This window comes from Roseburia inulinivorans DSM 16841 (assembly GCF_000174195.1).
GTDB classification, from domain to species: domain Bacteria; phylum Bacillota; class Clostridia; order Lachnospirales; family Lachnospiraceae; genus Roseburia; species Roseburia inulinivorans.
This window is the reverse complement of record NZ_ACFY01000161.1, coordinates 1-20,952: the sequence shown is the minus strand read 5'-3', so window position 1 is coordinate 20,952 and position 20,952 is coordinate 1. Positions and strand designations below refer to the sequence as shown.

Genomic DNA, 20,952 nt, shown 5'->3' with positions numbered 1-20,952 from the left:
TGCATGAAAAATGAATTTTTCAATATCATAGACATTATGGAAGCAGCCAACAAAGAATACTCGGAAAATAATGTAATTAAAACTGCAACTGAAAATATAACTTATAGTCAATTATATACTTCTATTTGTTTGTTTTCTGACTTTTTAAGAAAAATGTGTGGGAATAGAGTAAAAATAGCTTTAGTTGCGCCTAATGGATATATATGGATTAAAGGCTTTTTTTTCAATTATTAATTCTGACAATGTAGCAATTCCAATTGATCATGGTTTGAATTATGAGAAATTGATAGAAATTTTAAAGGAATTTCATATAAGAGTTATATTAATAGATCCGTCTATTGTTGATGAAGAAATAATTAGAAAGATTAAGTTGGAGGGCATTTATGTAATAAATGCTCAGAATTTTGTGGCAGAAGATTTAAGATTGGCAGAAAATGATAGAATTGAGGAGCGAGAGTGTTCTGCTATATACTTTACATCGGGAACAACTGGGAAATATAAAGCTGTTATGATTAGCCAGAGAAATTTGATACAAAATTGCATTAGTATAGATAGTATTCTAAGGTTCAAAAGAGAATGTGTTTTATTGAATGTACTACCATTTCATCATTCATTTGCTATTATGTGTGATGTTATATATGCAATGTATTTGGGAGCAACTATTTGTATTTCAGATTTAAAAAATTTTGAACAAAATTTGGTGGCATATTCACCAGACTACCTATTTGTAGTTCCACTTATTGCAGAAAATATATTAAAATATTTGAAAATAAAACAAAGAGAGAACTCTGATTGCATTAATATAAAAAATATGGTTGTAGGGAGAAGATTAAAAAATATTATTTGTGGAGGCTCTATTATAAGACAAGGTTTGAGAAAAGAGTTATATGATTTTGGAATAGAATTGATAAAAGGCTATGGAATTACGGAATGTTCTCCTGTAATATCAATAGAAGCTTGGAATGAAGATGAGGATGATCTGACAGTGGGAATTCCTTTAAAATGCAATACTGTTAAGGTGGTTGATCATGAAATATTAGTAAAAGGTGATAATGTAACAAGAGGATATTATTTGAATCAGAATGATAATGAAACAGCCTTTTTAGATGGCTGGTTTAAAACAGGAGATTTAGGATTTGTTGGGGATAATAATAAATTGTATATAAATGGAAGAAAGAAGAATTTGGTTATACTCGAAAACGGAAATAATATTTCAGTAGAGACAATTGAATCAGAAATTACAAACAAAGGAATTGAGATTGATTTTATCGTGTTTGAAGAAATAGATGAAAAAGGTGAACATTATCTTGCACTGCTCATAGAAAAAGGTGCGTTGCCTTTTGAAGATAATATTGAAAAATTTTTAAGGTGGATTAATACACAAAATGAGTTTAAAATAAAAAATTATATGAACTGGATGGAAATTTTGTTAAGACAGCTACTCAAAAGATAAAAAGGAAAGAAAATATTGAACAATATGTAAGGAGTATTCTGATTAATAGAATCTCAGAAATATTAGAGGTTTTCTTGTATCAGAAAAAAAAGATATATCAAGATATGGATTTGTATACTGATTTAGGATTGGATTCGATGGAATTGTTAAGGCTTACACTCAGTATAGAAAAAAAATTTAATATTGAAATTAAACTAGAGGAAATAAAGAAATTTGGAACTATTAAAGATATGATAGATTATTTGATCGAAGAACATGTGCATATAGATGACATTGTTGTTCAATGGAAGATAAACTGAAATATTCAATTTTTTTGAACAAGTAGACACACTCAATATTATCAGACGGAGAACAATAGAGAGTTGCGATTGCCAGATCCATATTAGATTCAACAAAAAAATTTTATATAATGAATCAACTGCCAGCCTGATAGAAAAACATGTATTTTTGTATGTGGAAAGGTTTAGGAAGAGATGAAAATACCGAAATTCAAAGTTCAAATGAAAGTTATATTGATGATTACAACCACTATTATATGTGTTTTTTTGATTCGGTTATTATTAATGGGTGGTCTGGTAAAACTGCTTTCATTTGATAGCCAGAGAACTGAAGTATATAAAGATACAGATATCACGCATTACCAGTGGTACATTGGAAAGAATGCTAAGAAAGAATATGCTGATAAATGGGGAATGGATGAAAGCATTTTTCCAGAAAGTATTACAGATAACATGGATGTACTGGATTATAAAATGGTTTACTATAATCCGTGGGACGCACAGTATTTAAGTTATCTGGTCGTCGAATATGATGATAAGAGTTATGAGGAAGAGATACAGAGATTGGAGCAATATGATTCAAAAGAATATAAAGGATATTTTGGAACGAGAGGTTTTCGGGATAAGTACCGTCTTTTGGCAATAGAGGTTGATCCGGATCATGGATTGATATATGCGCTGGAAGAAGAAAATAATCAGATTATTTATGTGGAATTGATTTTCTGTAATTATTTTTATGATATAGATTATCAAGATGAAATCGACATACAATATTTACCAATTGGATTTGATGCGACACCGGATAATGAATATCGTCAAAAGAGGCTGAAGCGATAGAGGACAGCCTTGTTGGAGAAGATGGAATAACAGAATAAACTAAACACAGACTGCTGTGCCGTGACGACGTAAAATCGTGCGGTGCAGCAGTTTTTTGTTCACAAAACATTGACGGAACCCCACAAAGAAGGTAATATTTTACCGAAAGAAAACTTGATAATTGTAAGGAAAATCATAGAGAAAGGTCATAGCATGGGCATTACAATAGAAGAATTAAAAAAACTTGATAAAAACACTTATCAGATCATTGATATCCGGGACGAGAACGAGGTCGCCCACGGAGCGATACCGGGGGCGGTAGCGACACCGGCAGATTCTATCGAAGGAAATGAGAACATTGATTTTTCAAAAAAATTAGTGATCTGCTGCAGCCGTGGACGTTTCAGCGTGGAAGTTGCCGAAGGACTGGAAGAGAAAGGAATGGATGCGGTAAGTCTGGAAGGCGGATATATTGCATGGCTTCTGGATGCGATGAAGCAGGAGGAAGAGGTAGATATCTGCAAGGATGTGGAACTTTCTATCCGTAAAAAGTTCCGTAAAAGCATCTGGTGCAAATTCACAAAAGCAATAAATCAGTATGAGCTTGTCAAACCGGGAGACCGCATTGCGGTCTGTATTTCCGGTGGAAAAGATTCCATGCTTATGGCAAAGCTTTTTCAGGAATTAAAAATTCACAATAAATTTGATTTTGAAGTGAAGTTTTTGGTTATGGATCCGGGATACAGTCCGGCAAATCGAAAAGTGATCGAGGAAAACGCCAGAAAACTCAATATTCCAATCACAATTTTTGAATCGGATATTTTTGATTCTGTATACAATATTGAAAAATCACCGTGCTATCTGTGTGCACGGATGAGACGCGGACATTTATATCATTTTGCACAGGAGCTTGGATGCAATAAAATCGCACTCGGACATCATTATGATGATGTGATCGAGACGATCCTCATGGGTATGCTTTACGGAGCACAGATCCAGACGATGATGCCAAAACTTCACAGCACCAATTTTGAGGGAATGGAACTGATCCGTCCGCTTTATCTTGTGCGTGAGGACGATATCAAGGCGTGGCGTGACTATAATGGACTTCATTTTATCCAGTGTGCATGCAAGTTTACAGACACCTGTACCACCTGCAATAACGAGGAAAATCGTTCGAAACGTGTGGAGATCAAGGAACTGATCAAAAAATTAAAAGAAGTCAATCAGTACGTGGAAGGCAATATTTTCAAGAGTGTGGAAAATGTGAATCTGGAAACGGTTGTCGCCTATAAAAAGGACGGCGTAAAACATCATTTTCTCGATGACTATGATACAAAAAAGTAAGCAGAAGAAATCTATTAGCAAAAAATGAAAAAATATTGATTTTGGCTAATAGAGAAAAGATGATTTGAAAAGAAATGAAGAGGCTGTGATAGTCTCTTCATTTTTTTGGTACAAATTCGATTTTTAAAGTCATATCCATTGCATCTGCCAGACGTTTTAAGGTCAAAATGGATGGATTGGCGTTACCACGTTCCAGTTTGCTGATATCGCTCTGATAGATTCCCGTTTTTTCGGAGAGTTGTTTTTGTGTCAGCATGGCATATTCTCTTGCTCTTGCAAGGCTGGAAGCAAGTGCGAGGGATGGGTCAACAGATTCAATACGAATAAATACACCATCTTCCCAGATCGTTTCAGAATCTAAGTCCAGATCATCACTCCAGGACACACCATAGCCGCCGGTATCTGCATGAACTTTCGATGCGAGGGATGGATCATTGATAATTTCCTGAAATTGTGGAAGAATGGAAAGCATTTTCCGCAGGTCATATTGAATTACTTCACCACCTATAAAAATTGCCTGAAGAATATTCTGATCAATCATCGATACACTTTGCACTCTGTGAGCCATAGGATGCACCTCCTTCGAATTTTAATGATGTAAAGTTTTGTGTTCTTTTTGGCGCAGGTACATTTTTATTATTATTCCAAAGAAACGTGCAATGACGGGCATATAATTCCTTCTTTCATATTTTTTATATATTATATAGGATATATCCTATATAATCAAGATGTTTTACAAATTTTTAATATTCATTTTAGAAAAAATAGGGTATGATGTACACAGGAATTTTAGACAGAGAAAAGAATAATTCTCTGATTTTTCCACATAATAACTCCAAAGTGAAATAACAGCATTGGAGGAAAAATATTAAATGAAAGCCACAGGGATTGTACGCAGAATAGATGATCTGGGAAGAATTGTAGTTCCGAAAGAAATTCGGAGAACCTTAAGGATCCGGGAGGGCGATCCTTTGGAAATATTTACCGATCGGGAGGGCGAGATCATTCTGAAAAAGTATTCGCCAATCGGGGAGCTGAGCCAGTTTGCGGGAGAGTATGCGGAAAGTCTGGCACAGACAACCGGACATCTGGTATTGATCACGGACTGCGACCATGTTGTGACGGCATCCGGTAACGGCAAGAAAGAATATGAGGGCAAGCCGATCAGCAAACAGCTGGAAGACGCCATCAGCGAACGGAAAAATTTTCTCGCAAGCAGAAATGATGCGGAGTTTGTCAAGGTGACATTAGATGATGCCGGAGAATTCGGACAGCAGGCGCTCAGCACGATCATCTGTGAGGGGGATGCGATCGGAGCCGTTATTTTATATGAAAAAGACGAGAAATCCAGAATGACAGAGACGGAGAGCAAGCTTGCGATCGCAGCAGCTGGTTTCCTGGGAAAACAGATGGAACAATAGAAGCCGCTGGAATGATTACGGAAAATGAGGACAAAGCATGAAGTTTATGCATATTTCAGACGTGCATCTCGGTGTAAAACCGGATGCAGGAAAAGCATGGAGTGAAAAAAGAGCACAGGATATCTGGGATTCTTTTGCGGAAATGATCGAGATCGCGGCAGAAGAATCCCCGGATTTTTTGCTGATTTCAGGTGATCTTTTTCACAAACAGCCATTGAAAAGAGAATTGAAGGAAGTCTGTGGTCTGTTTGCACGCATACCGCAGACAAAAGTGCTTCTTATGGCAGGAAACCACGATTACATACAGCAAAATTCTTTTTACAGGACATGTGAGTGGCCGGAAAATGTCTGTTTCTTCCCGCGCGAGGAAGTAATGTGTTTTGATTTCCCGGAGCAGAATACGACGGTTTATGGTCTGAGCTATTGGCATCGTGAGATCCGGCAGGCTTTGTATGATGAGGTTTTTCCGAAAAATACGGACAGAATTAATATTCTGCTCGCACATGGAGGCGATGAGCGGCATATTCCTTTTTCGGTGGAAAAGATTCTTCGGCATGGATTTGATTATATTGCAGCGGGACACATTCACAAAGGTGGGCAGCTTGTGCAGGGCAGGGCGGTCATGGCGGGCGCACTGGAGCCGACAGACTGTAATGATACCGGTGTGCACGGATACTGGATGGGGAACATCGACAAAACACATTGCGATGTCTCTTTTTATCCGGTGCGAAAGTGTGAGTACTGCCATGAAGCGGTGGAGGTGACGCCGGGGACGACCGGATATGATGTCATGCGGCAGATAAAAGCACTGTTGGCAGAACGTCCGGCTTATCAGTATTTTCAGATTTGTTTACAGGGATACAAAGATCCGGACGTGATATTCGATCTTAATAAATTGTCGCATCTGGAACGGATCGTGGATGTGACAGAGCAGCTTCGACCGGATTATGACTATGATAAACTGCTGGCTGAACATGAAAATTCCCTGTTGGGAGCTTACATTGCAGCCATGCAGAAAAAAAGGCAGGATCCGGTTGCAGCGAAAGCGTTGGAATACGGCGTTAGCGCATTGTTGGGGCATGAGATATGCAGATAAAGGAAGCAGACATTTTTCAGTTTGGAAAGCTACAGAACAAAAACATATCCTTTAAACCGGGGATGAATGTCATATATGGAAAAAATGAGGCGGGAAAATCGACATTGCACAGCTTTTTATGTGCGATGCTTTTTGGCATGGAAAAAGGAAGGGGCAGGAGTTCTGTCACAGACGCCTACAGTCAGTATGAACCGTGGCATGCACCGTCGTTTTATGCGGGTGCACTAAAGTTTACGGTTGGACAGCAGAAGTTTTATCTGGAGCGCAATTTTTATTCCAAAGAGAAAACCGATTATCTGAGGAATGAGCTGGATGGGGAGGAACTGTCGGTCGGCTTTGGGGATCTGACCATGCTTTTGGGTGGTGTCAGCAAAGACAGTTATGCCAGTACCTACGATATCACGCAGACGGGAGCTGCCACCGGAAACCAGATGGTGAAAATCCTTGCAGAGTATCTTGCACAGGCATCGGATGGTTCCGACAGCAGCGTGACGGTTGCGGAGGCAGCTGCTTCGCTCAATGCCAGAAAACGGGAATTGCAGCAGGAGCAGAGAAGGGCAGACGAGGAGCGGGAGGCGCGTCTTAAGGAGCTTCGATTGGAGAAGGAATTGCTTGAACAGGAATGTGAAGGGATACGTGAGTCCATAGAAAAGTATGAAGCGATGCAAAGGGAGTTTGGAACTGGAAGCAGCATGGAGAATATAAGCAGAAATTCCAGAGAGAATCAGGAATATGAAGCGCATTATGCAGATGATGAGAGTGGAATGCATGCCAGGTACCATGAGCAGACCGGCAGTACGGAAGATTGGCAGCCAGAAAAAACCGGCTATATCCTATCCTTCTTCGCAATCCTGATCGCAATAATATTATTCGGTTTTAAGGTTTACATAACACAAGCCCTTTTCTGGACAGGTGAACTTGCAACTCTTGCAATCGCATTATTTTCTGCAATCCGGCAGTACAAAAAGAATCAAAACCGTGCCAAACTCCAAACGGCATCCATGCAGGCGGAGCAGTTAAGAAAACTGCGTGAGCAGGAAGCGATGGAGGCACAGATGCAGCAAAAGAAACGGCTGGCAGACCAGATGCTTACTGAGTGGAAAGATTCTCTGTGGGAAAAGGAAAACCGTCTTTTTAATCTGGAGGAAGAGATCACAAGACAGGGTGTGCAGAGCTGGGCAGAGCACCAAAGAGCGGAAGATATTCAGGCATTGGAGCTTGCGGCGCAGGAGATCACAAGGATTTCCCAGTCTTTTTATGAGGATATGCAGGATGAACTGAATGCGGAGATTTCCAGATATGTGTCCTTATTTACCGCAGGAGCTTATGACAGTGTAAGGCTCGATGAGCAGGGGCAGCTGCAGATTCTGACAGAGGGAAGGGAAGTCAGACCAGAGCTATTAAGCCGTGGCACGTTGGAGCAGATTTATCTGGCGCTGCGCCTTGCGGTGGGAAATGTTGTGACGAAGGAAGAACCGCTTCCAATCTTATTGGATGAAGCGTTTGCCATGTATGATGACGATCGTCTGGCGCAGACCTTGCAGACACTTTCGACCTTACAAAACCAGATATTCCTTTTTACCTGCCAGAAACGCGAAGTGGAAATGCTAAAGAAAATGAAGCTCGATTACAACCTGATTGAGATGGAAGCGTATCATTAAAGAAAACATGAAAAAAGCCGATATCTAATTCATGACAACAGAGTGTTCGCGGAGCGTGCATTCTATTGTTTATAAAAATTTTCGGGCAATTCAAAGAAATTCGTGAGGAGTTTCATAATAATCTGCATAGAAACGTTTTTACAGGGGGAATGAGTTTATGTCAATTGCAATCAGGGCAAACCAGAGTGGAGTGGATCAGGCAGCGGCACAGAAAGCTGCTGAGAAAAAAGGACATCAGGATGTCGTAAAATCCGTCAACGCAGGAGGTTTTCTGCGTAAAAATGACACACAGAGCCAGATCGAGGCGCGCAGAAACAATGCGAAAAAACAGGCATTAAAAGTGGTCAGTGATGCATGGAAAAGTGACAATAAATCCGCTGACAGCATTGCGGATATGGAGGGGTTAAAGCAGTCCAAAGTATCCGAGATGAATGAGATTCGTGCCAAAATGAAAGATATCGAGAATACCAAAAAATCTTTGCAGGAAGAGTATGGTGTGGCAGACGGATCGCAGGAACAGAAAGATTTAGAGCTTTTGGAAAAGTACCAGAATAATATGAACGGTTCTTCCTATGACCAGTTTTCAGACGAAGAGATCTCCAGATTGAAGGAACTGCAGAATGCACCGCTCACAGAGTACCAGAAGAAAGTTCTGAACTTAAACAGCATGAAAGGGCAGGTCAGCGTGGAGGCAGACCGCAAACAGTTTGAGGTCAATGCGCTCACTGCATCTATTTCGGATGCCACGTTAGAGCAGTTAAAGTCCAGAGATATGGAAAAAGCATCGGATGCCGCAGATGAGATTATGGATTCTGCCAATAAAGAGATCCTCGGAATGCTAATTGAGGAAGGCAAAAACAATGCCGATGAGAAGGTCGAGGAAGAGAAAGAGAAGGCAGAGGAAGCGGCAGACAAGAAGGAAGAACAGGATAAGCAGATCGAAGAGGCACAAGAGAAGCGCAAAAATCAGGAAGAGATCATCGAGGGACAGCAGAATGCCGATCAGCTCGAACAGGATGTTTCCATGCAGAAACAGAACACGAGTAAAATGGATGAGGCACAGAAAAACATCCAGAAGATTCTCAAAGAGAAGAATCTCGTGAACGAGGATCTAAAAGGAATCGAGATCGACCTGAATTTTTAAAGGATAAATGATATCTTTGAAACTATGAAATCGTTACGACAGATCATGCATATCCATGGAGAAATCTGGAAAGATTAATGTTAGAAAAAGCAGATTTTATTAGAAAAACAATGACAGAGCCAGAAAGGAGTGCATGATGTCAAAAACAAAGAAAAAGAAAAAACACCGGCTATTCTGGCACTTTTTCCGCATACAGCTTGTACTTCTGGTGCTGGTGCTCACAGCGGCTGCCTACTATTTTTACGGCGGTTATGGAAAACAGGTTGAGGAATTAAAGCAGGAGGCAGTGCGGCTTGTCAGACAGTCGGATGTGGATACTTTTAAGGCAAATCAGACCAGCATTGTCTATGCATCGGATGGAAGCGTGATCTCCACCCTGAAAGGGGAAAAAGATTCCTATTACGTTTCCATTGAGGAGATGCCGGTGGATGCAGTGACAGCCATTGTCAGTATCGAAGATAAAAAGTTTTTCAGGCATCATGGAATTGATTACCGTGCATTGCTCCGTGCAGTAAAGGCGATGGTACAAAATGGTGAAGTGAAACAGGGTGGAAGTACGATCACCATGCAGCTGGCCCGGAATATTTTTCTGTCACAGGAAAAGACGTGGCAGCGAAAAGTGGAAGAGATGTATATTGCAACGGAACTCGAAAACAAATATTCCAAGGATCAGATTTTGGAGTTCTATTTAAATAATATTTATTTTGGAAACGGATATTACGGGATCCAGTCTGCGGCGAGAGGATATTTCGACCGTGATGTGGAAAGTCTTTCTCTGTCCCAGATTGCTTTTTTGTGTGCAATTCCGAATAACCCGACGCTCTATGATCCGGTGACAAACAAAGACAATACCGTTTCCCGACGTGACCGTATTTTGAAAAATATGCTCGATGACGGCAAAATCTCACAGATGGATTACGCGCAGGCGGTGGCGGAGCAGATCATATTGAACCGTCCACAGGCACTTGCAAAAAATGATTACGTTGAGACATACACCTACTACTGTGCAACAAGGGCGCTGATGGAGCAGCAGGGGTTTGTTTTCCATGAGGATTTTAAGACAGATGAGGAGCAGCAGGCATATGAGGACACTTACAATGCTCTCTATAGTGAATGCCAGAAAAAACTTTATACCGGCGGATACCGCATTTACACATCCATTGACCTGTCATTGCAGGACGAATTGCAGCAGTCGGTGAATGATACGCTTTCCGGCTATACCGGGGTAAATGACGAGGGTGTCTATGAACTGCAGGCGTCTGCGGTCTGTATCGATAATGATAACGGATATGTGCGTGCGGTCGTGGGCGGGCGAAGTCAGGAATTTCCGGGTTATACCTTAAACCGTGCCTATCAGAGTTTCCGGCAGCCGGGTAGTGCGATAAAACCGCTGACCGTGTATACACCAAGTTTTGAGCAGAACTATACGCCGGACACGATCGTGGTCGATGAGCCGATCGAGGATGGACCAAGGAATGCCAACGGCACATATCTCGGAGAGATTACGGTCCGCACTGCGGTGGAAAAATCCGTCAATACGATCGCATGGAAGTTATATGACCAGCTCACGCCGGATAAAGGATTGTCTTATCTTAAGGCGATGAATTTTTCCAGGATCAGTCCGTCTGATTACAGGCTTGCAACGGCACTGGGCGGTTTCACGAACGGTGTCTCTGCGTTAGAGATGGCATCCGGTTTTGCAACGATCGAGAATGACGGATATTACCGCACACCAACCTGTATCGTGAAGATCGAGGATGGAAACGGAACAGTTTTATATAATTCGGGGCAGAACCCGGTTTTGATCTATAAGAAAAATGCGGCGCGCATGATGACGGATGTTTTAAAAGGCGTCATCACAAACGGAACCGGAAAAGGACTTGACCTTGGAGATATGCCGTGCGCGGGCAAGACAGGAACGACAAACGATCAGAAAGACGGATGGTTTGTCGGTTATACGAGATATTATACTACAAGTGTCTGGGTAGGCTATGATATGCCAAAAAAATTGCAGGGATTAATGGGAAACACTTATCCGGGAAAAATATGGCAGTCATTTATGAGCAAGGCGCATGAGGGACTGGAGCCGCTCGAATTTCTGCCGTATGCAAGAATTTCGGATGATCTGCTCCAGCAGCAGGAGAGCGGGAGCGGACAGCCTGAAGATAATCCGGCGGAGGAAACGCCGGAAGAAGAGACACCGGTTGGAGAGATACCGGATGAGGAGACATCAGTCGAAGAAACATCGGTTGACGCTGAAAATTAAAATCTAAAAATAATGCACTATTTTATAAATCTGGTCACTTAAAAAGGATGTAAAAAATAAAGCAAAATATGCCATAGAATACAATTGACAGATAAAAATGGAAACGTTATCATAAAGATAATGCAAGCGAAACTATGGTGGGTACATAGACGCAGAAAATATAGGGAAATCAGGGAGAAAAATCATGAAGAAATACGCATTTGGAGTTGATATCGGGGGTACAACCTGTAAGATCGGATTTTTTGACACAAACGGAACACTATTAGACAAATGGGAAATTAAGACCAATACAGAAAATAATGGTGAGTCGATCCTTTCCGATGTCGCAAAGGCAGTGGACAACAAGCTGGCACAGGAAGCAATCAGCAAGGATGATGTGCAGGGAATCGGAATCGGAGTTCCGGGACCGGTTGACAGCCAGGGCGTGGTACACCGCTGTGTAAATCTTGGCTGGGGCGTGGTAAACGTTGCAGAAGAGTTAGGCAACCTTACCGGATTAAAAATCAAAGTCGGAAATGATGCAAACGTTGCCGCTTTAGGTGAAATGTGGCAGGGTGGAGCAAAGGGCTCTAAGGATGTCATTATGGTAACACTTGGAACTGGTGTCGGCGGTGGAATCATCGTAGACGGAAAGGTAGTTGCAGGATTTAACGGAGCCGGCGGAGAGATCGGACATATCACCGTGAACAATGATGAGATCGAAGCTTGTAACTGTGGACAGTATGGATGTTTAGAGCAGTATACTTCCGCGACAGGAATCGTTCGTCTCGCAAAGAGAAAACTTGCAAAATCTACCGAGGAGACAAGCATTCGTGAAATTCCAAACCTGACTGCAAAAGATGTCTTTGACGCAGCAAAAGCAGGAGATGCAATTGCAATCGGACTGGTAGATGAAGTATGTGAAATTTTAGGCTCCACCCTTTCTAATATTGCATGTGTGGTAAACCCGGAGATTATCGTGATCGGTGGAGGAGTTTCCAAAGCAGGCGATATCTTATTAGATAACATCAAAAAACACTTTGTTGAGACATCATTCATGGCATGCCGTGAAACAAAGTTTGCATTGGCAGGACTTGGCAATGATGCTGGTATGTACGGATGTGTAGAGATGTTACTGGATTAATCGGATACAGCGGCATTTTTACGGTATTCACCGGGAGTGGTTGCAAACTGCTCATAAAACATTTTTCGGAATAATTTATAATTCGTAAAACCATGCTTCTCTAACAGAACTTTCAGAGGAAGGTCTGTGGAGGTGAGATCACGGTAAATATGGGAGAGTCTTATTTCATTTAAGTATTGGAAATAAGTCACTCCCATATTTTTTTGAAATAATGACAGAAATATTCTTCCTGAAAACATGCGATCTGCGAAATCTCGGAAAGGGTGATCGGTGTATTGTAATGCTTTTTTGTGTATTCTAAAACAGGTTCTAAACGCACAAAATTTTTGACATCTTTTTTGAACTGGGAGGATTCCACTTCCCTCGAAAAACTGTGGTAGAGCAGATAAAGCATTTCAAAAAGAAGACTGTTAAACCGCAGCAAAGCACCTTTTGGTTGAATTTCATATACAATTCTCATTTTTTGAATGACATCGATTAAAGAATCAATTTTGGTGCGTAAAATGGCATTATCAGTGTGGCAGTCAAAACCAAAAATAAAGGAATCGACATCGGGGATATATTTTTTTGAAAATTCATAAGGAAGCTGAATTAATACTGCATGATTTCCGTGAACTGATTTTGTGGAGTGAGGAAGCCTTGAATCGATCAGAAAAACATCTCCGGGTTTTAAAATGACCGTCTGCTGATTCATCATAACATCGACCTCTCCGTCTATAATATACATAATCTCGATGGCAGTATGCCAGTGTGTGGCAACAAAACTGCTGGCGTCATTAAATACCCAGAAAAAAATATCAAAACCATCTGTAATACGGTCTGTCTCGAAAACAGGCTGCTCCGTTCTTAAATTGCTCATAAATCTTCTCCATTTTTATATTAAAAAAGGCTCTTCAGGGGTAATGGTGGGTTAAAAACCGCCACAACCCCAGTGTTTATCTAGATTAAGCGGCATTCAACTTTCGGTTAGGAAGTGGAATGCGTATATCAGAGCATACAAGGTACACCATATCAAGCATATTTTGTATGTTTCTGAAGCCATAAGCTTTACGGATAATGAGCTTAATCTTGTTATTAGTTGCTTCAATCCTGGCATTACTCATACCATAACGGATTGTATTTAAGATATGCGTCTTGTGGCGCCTGATCTTCTGATATAATTCTTTAAATGCAGGTATCCTGCTGTGGCTGGCTTTCCACAGCCAGCGTTTGAGTTCGTCCTCAGCTTCATCTACGTTTGTAAGCTTTAGTAATAACCGGAGCTGTTCTTTAAGCAGATATGCTCGGTATAGACGAGGATTTTGCGAGGCGATCAAATTAACACGCAACTGTTGCTTTTCACTGAGATGCTCCGGGGCTTTTCCTAATGCGTAAGCAGAGCCTTTTATCTCATCTGCCTTAGCTTTTGCTGCTTTAACAATAGCAAGCCCAGGAGCATCTTTTTTAGGACGGCCTTTGCCACGTGGATTATCTTTTTTGACCTGCTTATATTCACTGTAAGCATCATGCCAGATATCTTTTCTGACTTCATCCAGAGCTGTCATAGCCCACTCGACTACGTGAAAGGGATCAACGCAGCGTGCACAGCCAGGAGTGTATTCATTTACACACTCTGTGATCCATTTGGCACCATCGCCAGTAACAACCTTGATACTGGACAGTTGCTCCGGGGTCAGCTGTTTATAAAATTTTTCAAGGACAGATTTACCATGACCTTCCGATGCCCATACAACCGTGTTAGTATCGTGATTAACGATCACTGTGATGTACTTGTGACCCTTTTTATAACTGGTCTCATCAATGCCGATATTAACCAGGCCATCAAGTCTTCTTGAACGCTCTGGTTGTAAATCGTGAAGAGCGCGATTGACACAGCGGCCTACAGTTTCCCAGTCCACTCTCATGAAGTATGATGTGGTACTTCTTGGAAGATAGGATGCAAACCATGCAGCGGTAAGGTCGAAATCCTTGGTAAATCTACTACATGGATATGCCCATGGAACTTCGGCAACATATACCCCATGTTCAGGGCAGATGAGCCGATGAGTCTGGTATTCAACTTCGACCAGAATACCACCCCAGTCCAGACCTCTCCAGATAGTTGGTCTGCTGGAATGTTTATCATAAACAGGGCATGATTTATGGCAGAATGGGCAGTCGTTCTCGTGCCATTTATTAGGTCTTGCTTGGATACGAATATGTTTAACTCCATTCTTATCAGAGTAAAGATTACAATTTTTTATAACTGTGTTCTTGACATTAGGGACACTTTTGCATAATGTATTAACTGAAGCCACTTGTGAATACTCCTTTTGTGTTTTTCTTCGCAGTTAATACATTAAAGGACACAAGTGGTTTTTTCAATATGTTGTTGTTAATTTATGGTGTTAGGCTTCCACCATTATGCCAGAAGCCTCTTAAAAAATTGCAAAAACAGAATTTTGCATCTTGATATCATCCTATCATGACTCACAAGAAAAAGCAATATTGACCTATTCGAAGACAAGATATGCGCTTGTGACAAGCAAGTGCGAATGTTATCATTTATTACACAAATAAGTAAGAAATAAGCGCTTGGGAGAGTTGAATACAATGAAGAACAAAGAGAAAAAGAAAAAACAATCACTGGTAGAAAAAGCAAAATTGTTTGTGAAAGATTACCGCAGACAATTACCATTGCAGATGATGGTAATACCGGGGATTATCTTTATGATTATCTTTTGCTATATGCCAATTTATGGATTGACCATTGCGTTTAAAAGCTACACGGTCATCGATACGATCGATTCGGCAAAATGGGTTGGATGGGCTAATTTCAAAATCGTTGCAACGGATAAATATTTTTGGCAGTCGGTCATTAACACGCTTGGGATCAGCTTCCTGAAACTTTTGATCGGATTCACAACGCCAATTATACTTTCCATTATGATTTATGAATTAAGGGATGGCCCATTTAAAAGAATTATCCAGACAATCTCTTATCTGCCACACTTTCTTTCGTGGATTGTTTTGGGTGGTATGATCATTAACTGGCTTTCTACCACAGGACTGTTAAATCAGATACTGATGGCAGTGGGACTGGTAGACAATCCGACAAACTTTTTACTGGATTCCGGGAAATACTGGTGGATCGCATCTCTGTCTGATACGTGGAAAGAAGCTGGATGGGGAACAGTGCTCTATCTTGCAACGATGGCGGGGATTGATCCGACCTATTACGAAGCGGCAAGAATCGACGGTGCAGGCAGACTCAGACAGATTACAAGTATTACGCTGCCTCTTATGAAAACGATTATCAGCTTAAATTTTATCCTGACGATCAGTGGATTATTAAAGTCCAATCTGGATCAGACACTTGTTTTAATGAACTCACAGAATCAGGCAAAAGCAGAAGTCATTGATTCTTATGTGTACCGGATGGGTATGACGCAGGGCGATTTTTCCTATGCAACAGCAGTTGGGCTTGGAGTATCGGTTGTCTCCGTTATCCTGCTTGTGACGGCGAATAAGATTACCGGAAAAATCAATGAGGAATCAGTTTTATAGGAGAAAAAGTATGAAAACAAAAAATTTACAGGAGACAGAATTTTTGACTTCGTGAATGTCACGGTCATTCTGCTTATCACAATTATTATTTTAGTACCGCTTTTAAATGTGCTGGCATCTTCTTTTTCAGGAAGTACGGCATTGGCGGAGGGAGGATTTATTTTCTTCCCGAAAGAATGGTCTTTAGACAATTACCGCGCGGTATTTAAAGATACTTCTATCTGGAAGGCGTTCTTTATTTCCGTGGCAAAGACGGTTATCGGCGTGGTCACACATGTTTTCTTCTGTGCAATGGTGGCTTTTGCACTTAGCAAAAAGGATTTAAGAGGAAGAAAACTATATACGGTAATGGGAATTATCACGATGTTTTTTTCGGGCGGAATGATTCCAACTTACCTGTTAATGAAGCAGTTAGGGCTGTTAAATAACTTTATGGTGTACATACTGCCACAGCTTTTCAGTTATTATGACGTGGTAATCCTGATGAATTTCTTCCGGCAGATACCGGCTTCGCTGGAAGAATCAGCACAGATCGATGGTGCGGGAGTTTGGAAAATATTTTTGTCGATTGCAATGCCGCTTTCAAAACCGGCACTGGCGACCATTGCATTATTTAACGGTGTGTATCAGTGGAATGACTTTATGACTGCAAAATTATATATGACAAATAAAGACTTATATCCGGTTCAGATGAAGCTTTATGAGATCATTGTGCAACAGCAGGCACAAAGCATGAACAGTATCGGAAATGTTGCACTATCGACAACATCCAAAGGAATACAGTTGGCGACAATTGTAGTAACAACGGTCCCGATTATTATTATTTATCCGTTACTTCAAAAACATTTTGTTTCAGGTATGATGCTTGGAGCAGTGAAAGAATAAAAATGAAGGAGAGAAAAGTGATGAAAAATCAGATGTGGAAAAAAGGGGTATGCCTGGGAATGGCAGCAATGATGACAGCCGGTATGCTGGCTGGATGCGGAGAGAGCAGCGAAAGCAAAGACACTGCAATGGTTCAGACAGGTGAGGATGGCGTTGTGGAAAGTGGACGCTATACATTAGATGCTGATACGCCTGCATGGAAACTTGATACAAAAGAGGATACAACGCTTACCTGGTATGTCAACGCAGATTGGTGGAATACAGAATGGGGAAATGATGTTGTCACAAAACAGATCCAGAAGGACATGAATGTCAATATTGATTTTGTTGTCGGTGATGATACAAAGTTAAATACATTTTTTGCAGGAGGAGATATGCCGGACATCATTACCATTTTCGATGCCAGCTCAAGTGTGGCACAGAAAGCGGATACCTGGGCATATGCATTGCAGGATCTGGCAGACAATTATGATCCATATTTTTACAAAGTTGCCTCCGCCCAGACATTAAGCTGGTTTGCTATGGATGACGGAAAGACATATGGTTATCCGGGTTACTCCAATACGCAGGAAGATTATGACAGCGGAGAGATATATGCGAAAACTGCATTTGTAATTCGAAATGATGTATACGAAGCGCTGGGAAAACCTTCAATGGGCACACAGGAAGAATTTCTGGATGTTTTAAATCAGATCAAGGAGCAGTTCCCGGATTTAATCCCACTTGGATTCAATAATTTTGAGACGGATGGAACAAGTTCTCTTGGAGATACATTACAGGATTTTCTGGGTACACCGATTGTAAATGATGATAATACATTCTATGACAGGAATATGGATGAAGATTATCTTTCCTGGATCAAAACTTTGAATCAGGCATATAAAAACGGATGTATCAGTGACGACAGCTTTACGGATGATAATACTGCATGGCAGGAAAAAGAGAGTATTGGAAAATACGCATGTATTATGATGGATGGAACTCCACAGCAGGCAGGATTTTTAACAACGTTTGCAACATCCAATCCAGATGCGGCATATATCGCAATTGATGGACCAAAGAGCACCGCAGGTTATGAACCAAAGTTAAATCAGGCTGGTATCAGTGGATGGATGATCACCTATGTATCGAAAACCTGTAAAGATCCGGCAAAAGCAATTCAGTTATATACCTATTTATTAAGTGATGAAGGTCAGATCCTGACCAATTACGGTGTGGAAGGGGAAACCTACACCATTAACGCAGATGGCAAATATGAACTGACAGATGCAGCAAAAGAGTTACAGGCGAACGATAACGACAGATTTAAAAAGGAAATGCGTCTTGGAGAATTTATTCCATTCGGACATGACCGTTATAAATCACTCAGCGATGATGCTTACCCGGATTCTATCAAACAGATGCAGGAATGGGGAATCGGAAAATTATATCCGCACTTTATTTTGGAGAATACAGATCCGGAGACAGGAAGCGCAGAGGCACGTGCATACAGTGCGATAAAAACGAATTGGGCTACTACACTTGTCGGAATGATCCGCGCAAACGACGATGCAGAATTTGACAGTATTTTAGAATCTTACAGACAGTTCCGCGAAGAAAATGACTGGGATGCAATTGTGAAAGTAAGAAATGAAAAAATGGCTGCCAACGCTGAAAAATTAGGAATGTAAAAAATAAGGGGCTGTTTCTTCGGCCCCTTATAAATACCTGGAAATGGAGTACACAATCATGAAATGTTATACAACAAATAAAGACGGGGTGTTTATCTGTACAGAAAAGACACTGGAAAAAGACGAAAGAATCGAAATGAACCTCATCAAGGCATACCCGGAAGTGAGATATCAGGAAGTACTTGGAATGGGTGGAGCACTTACAGAAGCAGCAGCCTATACCTATTCCAGAATGAGTGACGAGAAGAAAAAAGAACTGATCGGACTATATTTCGGAGAAAAGGGAAACAGGTATAATTTCTGCCGCACGCATGTTCAAAGCTGTGATTTTGCATTAGGGAATTATGCGTATGTGGAAGATCAGGATGACAGTGAGTTAAAGACATTTTCGATTGAAAGAGATAAACAATATATCATTCCGTTTATACATGAAGCACAGAAAAAGGAAAAGGACCTTTGTTTTTTAGCTTCGCCGTGGAGCCCGCCGGCATTTATGAAAACAAACGGTGACATGAATCACGGTGGAAAATTGAAAAAAGAATATTATGGGATGTGGGCAAAAATGGTTGCACGTTATGTCTCAGAATATGAAAAAGAGGGTATTAAGATCAGCCGTCTTACGGTGCAGAATGAGCCGAATGCCACGCAGACATGGGATTCCTGCCTGTTTACAGGAAGCGAGGAGCAGGAATATGTATGTAATTATTTAAGAGCAGCATTAGATCAGGAAGGTCATAATGATGTGAAAATTAATGTGTGGGATCATAATAAGGAACGTGTGCTGGATCGCGCATTAGAGAGCCTTTCCACGGAAGAGGCAGAAAAGAAAATTGACGGGATCGCGTTCCACTGGTATACGGGTGATCATTTTGAGGCACTTGCAGAGGTGCGGAATCGTTTCCCGGAAAAAGAGCTGATTTTTACCGAGGGGTGTGTAGAGTATTCCAGATTCGCTTCAGACAATCAGGTTGCCCATGCGGAGATGTATGCACATGATATTTTGGGAAATTTCAATGCAGGAATGAATGCCTATCTGGATTGGAATATTTATCTGGATGAACTGGGTGGACCGAATCATGTCAAAAATTATTGTGATGCGCCGGTTATGTGTGACACAAAAAATGATACGATCGATGTAAAACTGTCTTATTACTATATTGGACATTTCAGCCGGTTCATCAAAAGAGGTGCAAAACGTATGCTTGTATCACGTTTTACAAGTAAAGTGGAAGCATGTGGTTTTGTGAACCCGGATGGCGAAAAAATAATGATTCTGTTAAATTGTACGGATGATACACAGGCGTTTACGTTCTGCGAAAGTGGAATGAAATGTGACATGGAAATTCCGGCACATTCGATCCAGACGTTGTGCTGGTAAAACAGGAACATTCATGTTATAATATTTATAATTCATTTAGAGGTGCTTATGCACCTCTATTTTTCATCGTTATATTTTATCGTGATCCGGGAGAATAGAATGAGTAGTAAATTTGTTGCCTGCATTGGAAAAGGCGGGCAGAGGGATATGGCGGAATCATTTGCCAGACGGACAGGCACCACACTTTTAGACAAACCGGGAGAGGAACTGACGGTTCTTTTTGATGCAAAAGGAGTTTCTCTCATTGGATATGGGTTAAGCTATCAGGGCGATTTTGAGGGTATGCTGCACAGAGTGAGTGACGGCAGACTTGCGCATGAAATGCTGGTGCGCGCAGCTAAAACAACGCAGACAAATGTAAAGGGAATTGATGCGACTGCCGGTATGGGGGAGGATGCTTTCCTGCTTGCCGCCTGTGGGTATGAGATGATGTTATACGAACAGAACCCGGTTGTGGCAGTTCTGTTAAAAGATGCGCTCCGCAGAGCAAAGAAACACCCAAAGTTGAAAGATATTACTGCCAGAATGCAGCTTGTGGAGGGCAACAGCGTAGACGAGTTAAAAAGCCGTGTGGATGACATCGATCTGATCTATCTTGATCCGATGTTTCCAGGCAGACAAAAATCGGGACTGATCAATAAAAAACTGCAATTGATCCAGAAACTTGAACCACCGTGTTCGGATGAGGTCGAATTGTTTGAGGCGGCGATTCAGGCAAAGCCTTCCAAGATCATTGTAAAACGCCCGCTGAAAAGCCCGTTTCTTGCTGGGAAAAATCCAACCTATGAATTAAAAGGAAAAGCAATACGGTATGACTGCTATGCATTGTAAACCGGAGTTTAACGGACGTAGTGTCGCAGATTCCGTA

General features: G+C 41.2%; 20 protein-coding genes and 1 pseudogene. 16 read left to right on the top strand and 5 right to left on the bottom strand.

Annotated elements, in window-relative coordinates; genetic code table 11:
- Positions 1-3 precede the first annotated feature (3 nt).
- The 5 genes from ROSEINA2194_RS17365 to ROSEINA2194_RS17345 all read left to right on the top strand — a co-directional run bounded on the left by ROSEINA2194_RS17365 (position 4) and on the right by ROSEINA2194_RS17345 (position 3,894).
- Positions 4-234, top strand: a complete 231-nt coding sequence (locus tag ROSEINA2194_RS17365; protein ID WP_172727163.1) for a hypothetical protein — start codon at positions 4-6, stop codon at positions 232-234.
- The gene (locus ROSEINA2194_RS17360; protein WP_007890179.1) at positions 194-1,453 is read left to right on the top strand and encodes an AMP-binding protein; all 1,260 of its coding nucleotides are present in this window, start codon (positions 194-196) and stop codon (positions 1,451-1,453) included. The genes ROSEINA2194_RS17365 and ROSEINA2194_RS17360 overlap by 41 nt, the downstream gene beginning before the upstream one ends.
- Positions 1,414-1,752, top strand: coding sequence for an acyl carrier protein (locus tag ROSEINA2194_RS17355; RefSeq protein ID WP_081453948.1), 339 nt, complete (start codon positions 1,414-1,416; stop codon positions 1,750-1,752). The genes ROSEINA2194_RS17360 and ROSEINA2194_RS17355 overlap by 40 nt, the downstream gene beginning before the upstream one ends.
- A 246-nt stretch (positions 1,753-1,998) precedes the next feature.
- The gene (locus tag ROSEINA2194_RS17350; RefSeq protein WP_147335128.1) at positions 1,999-2,568 is read left to right on the top strand and encodes a hypothetical protein; all 570 of its coding nucleotides are present in this window, start codon (positions 1,999-2,001) and stop codon (positions 2,566-2,568) included.
- Between the two features lie 192 nt (positions 2,569-2,760).
- Positions 2,761-3,894, top strand: a complete 1,134-nt coding sequence (locus ROSEINA2194_RS17345; protein ID WP_021923844.1) for a PP-loop family protein — start codon at positions 2,761-2,763, stop codon at positions 3,892-3,894.
- Between the two features lie 97 nt (positions 3,895-3,991).
- Here the strand turns inward: ROSEINA2194_RS17345 and ROSEINA2194_RS23975 are convergent, their stop codons facing one another.
- Both ROSEINA2194_RS23975 and ROSEINA2194_RS23970 read right to left on the bottom strand, forming a co-directional pair.
- Positions 3,992-4,213 (bottom strand): helix-turn-helix domain-containing protein, encoded by a 222-nt coding sequence (locus ROSEINA2194_RS23975; protein ID WP_408639584.1) that lies wholly within the window; start codon positions 4,211-4,213, stop codon positions 3,992-3,994.
- Between the two features lie 30 nt (positions 4,214-4,243).
- Positions 4,244-4,462: pseudogene (locus tag ROSEINA2194_RS23970) on the bottom strand (DUF2442 domain-containing protein); the annotation flags it as partial.
- Between the two features lie 304 nt (positions 4,463-4,766).
- Between ROSEINA2194_RS23970 and spoVT the strand changes: the two are divergent.
- The 6 genes from spoVT (at position 4,767) to ROSEINA2194_RS17310 (ending at position 12,605) form a co-directional block, all read left to right on the top strand.
- Positions 4,767-5,315 (top strand): stage V sporulation protein T, encoded by a 549-nt coding sequence (gene spoVT / locus ROSEINA2194_RS17335; protein ID WP_007890174.1) that lies wholly within the window; start codon positions 4,767-4,769, stop codon positions 5,313-5,315.
- Between the two features lie 37 nt (positions 5,316-5,352).
- Positions 5,353-6,411, top strand: coding sequence for a metallophosphoesterase family protein (locus ROSEINA2194_RS17330; RefSeq protein ID WP_007890173.1), 1,059 nt, complete (start codon positions 5,353-5,355; stop codon positions 6,409-6,411).
- The gene (locus ROSEINA2194_RS17325; RefSeq protein WP_007890172.1) at positions 6,402-8,072 is read left to right on the top strand and encodes an ATP-binding protein; all 1,671 of its coding nucleotides are present in this window, start codon (positions 6,402-6,404) and stop codon (positions 8,070-8,072) included. Before ROSEINA2194_RS17330 ends, ROSEINA2194_RS17325 begins: the two co-directional genes overlap by 10 nt.
- 157 nt (positions 8,073-8,229) lie before the next feature.
- The gene (locus ROSEINA2194_RS17320) at positions 8,230-9,216 is read left to right on the top strand and encodes a hypothetical protein (RefSeq protein ID WP_007890171.1); all 987 of its coding nucleotides are present in this window, start codon (positions 8,230-8,232) and stop codon (positions 9,214-9,216) included.
- Positions 9,217-9,349: 133 nt separating this feature from the next.
- Complete coding sequence (locus ROSEINA2194_RS17315; RefSeq protein WP_007890170.1) at positions 9,350-11,482, top strand: transglycosylase domain-containing protein; 2,133 nt, start codon at positions 9,350-9,352, stop codon at positions 11,480-11,482.
- 184 nt (positions 11,483-11,666) lie between these two features.
- The gene (locus ROSEINA2194_RS17310) at positions 11,667-12,605 is read left to right on the top strand and encodes an ROK family glucokinase (RefSeq protein ID WP_007890168.1); all 939 of its coding nucleotides are present in this window, start codon (positions 11,667-11,669) and stop codon (positions 12,603-12,605) included.
- Here ROSEINA2194_RS17310 and ROSEINA2194_RS23815 read toward each other — a convergent pair.
- From ROSEINA2194_RS23815 to ROSEINA2194_RS17300, 3 genes are all read right to left on the bottom strand, one after another.
- Positions 12,602-12,802, bottom strand: coding sequence for a helix-turn-helix domain-containing protein (locus tag ROSEINA2194_RS23815; protein WP_007890167.1), 201 nt, complete (start codon positions 12,800-12,802; stop codon positions 12,602-12,604). The two genes, ROSEINA2194_RS17310 and ROSEINA2194_RS23815, sit on opposite strands and share 4 nt — an antisense overlap.
- Positions 12,793-13,464 carry a cupin domain-containing protein gene (locus tag ROSEINA2194_RS17305; RefSeq protein ID WP_007890166.1) on the bottom strand — a complete coding sequence of 224 codons (672 nt, stop codon included), beginning with the start codon at positions 13,462-13,464 and terminating at the stop codon, positions 12,793-12,795. The genes ROSEINA2194_RS23815 and ROSEINA2194_RS17305 overlap by 10 nt, the downstream gene beginning before the upstream one ends.
- Before the next feature lie 85 nt (positions 13,465-13,549).
- Positions 13,550-14,902, bottom strand: coding sequence for an ISL3 family transposase (locus ROSEINA2194_RS17300; RefSeq protein ID WP_172727162.1), 1,353 nt, complete (start codon positions 14,900-14,902; stop codon positions 13,550-13,552).
- 295 nt (positions 14,903-15,197) lie between these two features.
- On the opposite strand from ROSEINA2194_RS17300, the gene ROSEINA2194_RS17295 reads away from it, so the two are divergent.
- From ROSEINA2194_RS17295 to ROSEINA2194_RS17275, 5 genes are all read left to right on the top strand, one after another.
- Positions 15,198-16,151: an ABC transporter permease gene (locus tag ROSEINA2194_RS17295; protein ID WP_007890162.1), complete on the top strand. Its 954-nt coding sequence runs from the start codon at positions 15,198-15,200 to the stop codon at positions 16,149-16,151.
- A gap of 51 nt (positions 16,152-16,202) precedes the next feature.
- Positions 16,203-17,036 carry a carbohydrate ABC transporter permease gene (locus ROSEINA2194_RS17290; RefSeq protein ID WP_007890161.1) on the top strand — a complete coding sequence of 278 codons (834 nt, stop codon included), beginning with the start codon at positions 16,203-16,205 and terminating at the stop codon, positions 17,034-17,036.
- Between the two features lie 20 nt (positions 17,037-17,056).
- On the top strand, positions 17,057-18,706 hold the full coding sequence (locus tag ROSEINA2194_RS17285; protein WP_217284424.1) for a type 2 periplasmic-binding domain-containing protein: 1,650 nt from the start codon (positions 17,057-17,059) through the stop codon (positions 18,704-18,706).
- A 58-nt stretch (positions 18,707-18,764) separates the two neighbouring features.
- Positions 18,765-20,084, top strand: coding sequence for a glycoside hydrolase family 30 protein (locus ROSEINA2194_RS17280; protein WP_044928719.1), 1,320 nt, complete (start codon positions 18,765-18,767; stop codon positions 20,082-20,084).
- A gap of 99 nt (positions 20,085-20,183) precedes the next feature.
- Positions 20,184-20,915, top strand: a complete 732-nt coding sequence (locus tag ROSEINA2194_RS17275; protein ID WP_007890158.1) for a class I SAM-dependent methyltransferase — start codon at positions 20,184-20,186, stop codon at positions 20,913-20,915.
- Positions 20,916-20,952: the final 37 nt, after the last annotated feature.

Excerpts from the sequence above, each read along its gene's own strand:
- ROSEINA2194_RS17320 (WP_007890171.1), top strand. The coding sequence starts at position 8,230 with ATGTCAATTGCAATCAGGGCAAACCAGAGTGGAGTGGATCAGGCAGCG.
- ROSEINA2194_RS17325 (WP_007890172.1), top strand. The coding sequence starts at position 6,402 with ATGCAGATAAAGGAAGCAGACATTTTTCAGTTTGGAAAGCTACAGAAC.
- ROSEINA2194_RS23815 (WP_007890167.1), bottom strand. The coding sequence starts at position 12,802 with ATGGGAGTGACTTATTTCCAATACTTAAATGAAATAAGACTCTCCCAT.
- spoVT (WP_007890174.1), top strand. The coding sequence starts at position 4,767 with ATGAAAGCCACAGGGATTGTACGCAGAATAGATGATCTGGGAAGAATT.
- ROSEINA2194_RS17295 (WP_007890162.1), top strand. The coding sequence starts at position 15,198 with ATGAAGAACAAAGAGAAAAAGAAAAAACAATCACTGGTAGAAAAAGCA.
- ROSEINA2194_RS17280 (WP_044928719.1), top strand. The coding sequence starts at position 18,765 with ATGAAATGTTATACAACAAATAAAGACGGGGTGTTTATCTGTACAGAA.
- ROSEINA2194_RS17315 (WP_007890170.1), top strand. The coding sequence starts at position 9,350 with ATGATGTCAAAAACAAAGAAAAAGAAAAAACACCGGCTATTCTGGCAC.
- ROSEINA2194_RS17345 (WP_021923844.1), top strand. The coding sequence starts at position 2,761 with ATGGGCATTACAATAGAAGAATTAAAAAAACTTGATAAAAACACTTAT.
- ROSEINA2194_RS17305 (WP_007890166.1), bottom strand. The coding sequence starts at position 13,464 with ATGAGCAATTTAAGAACGGAGCAGCCTGTTTTCGAGACAGACCGTATT.
- ROSEINA2194_RS17330 (WP_007890173.1), top strand. The coding sequence starts at position 5,353 with ATGAAGTTTATGCATATTTCAGACGTGCATCTCGGTGTAAAACCGGAT.
- ROSEINA2194_RS17275 (WP_007890158.1), top strand. The coding sequence starts at position 20,184 with ATGAGTAGTAAATTTGTTGCCTGCATTGGAAAAGGCGGGCAGAGGGAT.
- ROSEINA2194_RS17365 (WP_172727163.1), top strand. The coding sequence starts at position 4 with ATGAAAAATGAATTTTTCAATATCATAGACATTATGGAAGCAGCCAAC.
- ROSEINA2194_RS17285 (WP_217284424.1), top strand. The coding sequence starts at position 17,057 with ATGAAAAATCAGATGTGGAAAAAAGGGGTATGCCTGGGAATGGCAGCA.
- ROSEINA2194_RS17360 (WP_007890179.1), top strand. The coding sequence starts at position 194 with ATGGATATATATGGATTAAAGGCTTTTTTTTCAATTATTAATTCTGAC.
- ROSEINA2194_RS17310 (WP_007890168.1), top strand. The coding sequence starts at position 11,667 with ATGAAGAAATACGCATTTGGAGTTGATATCGGGGGTACAACCTGTAAG.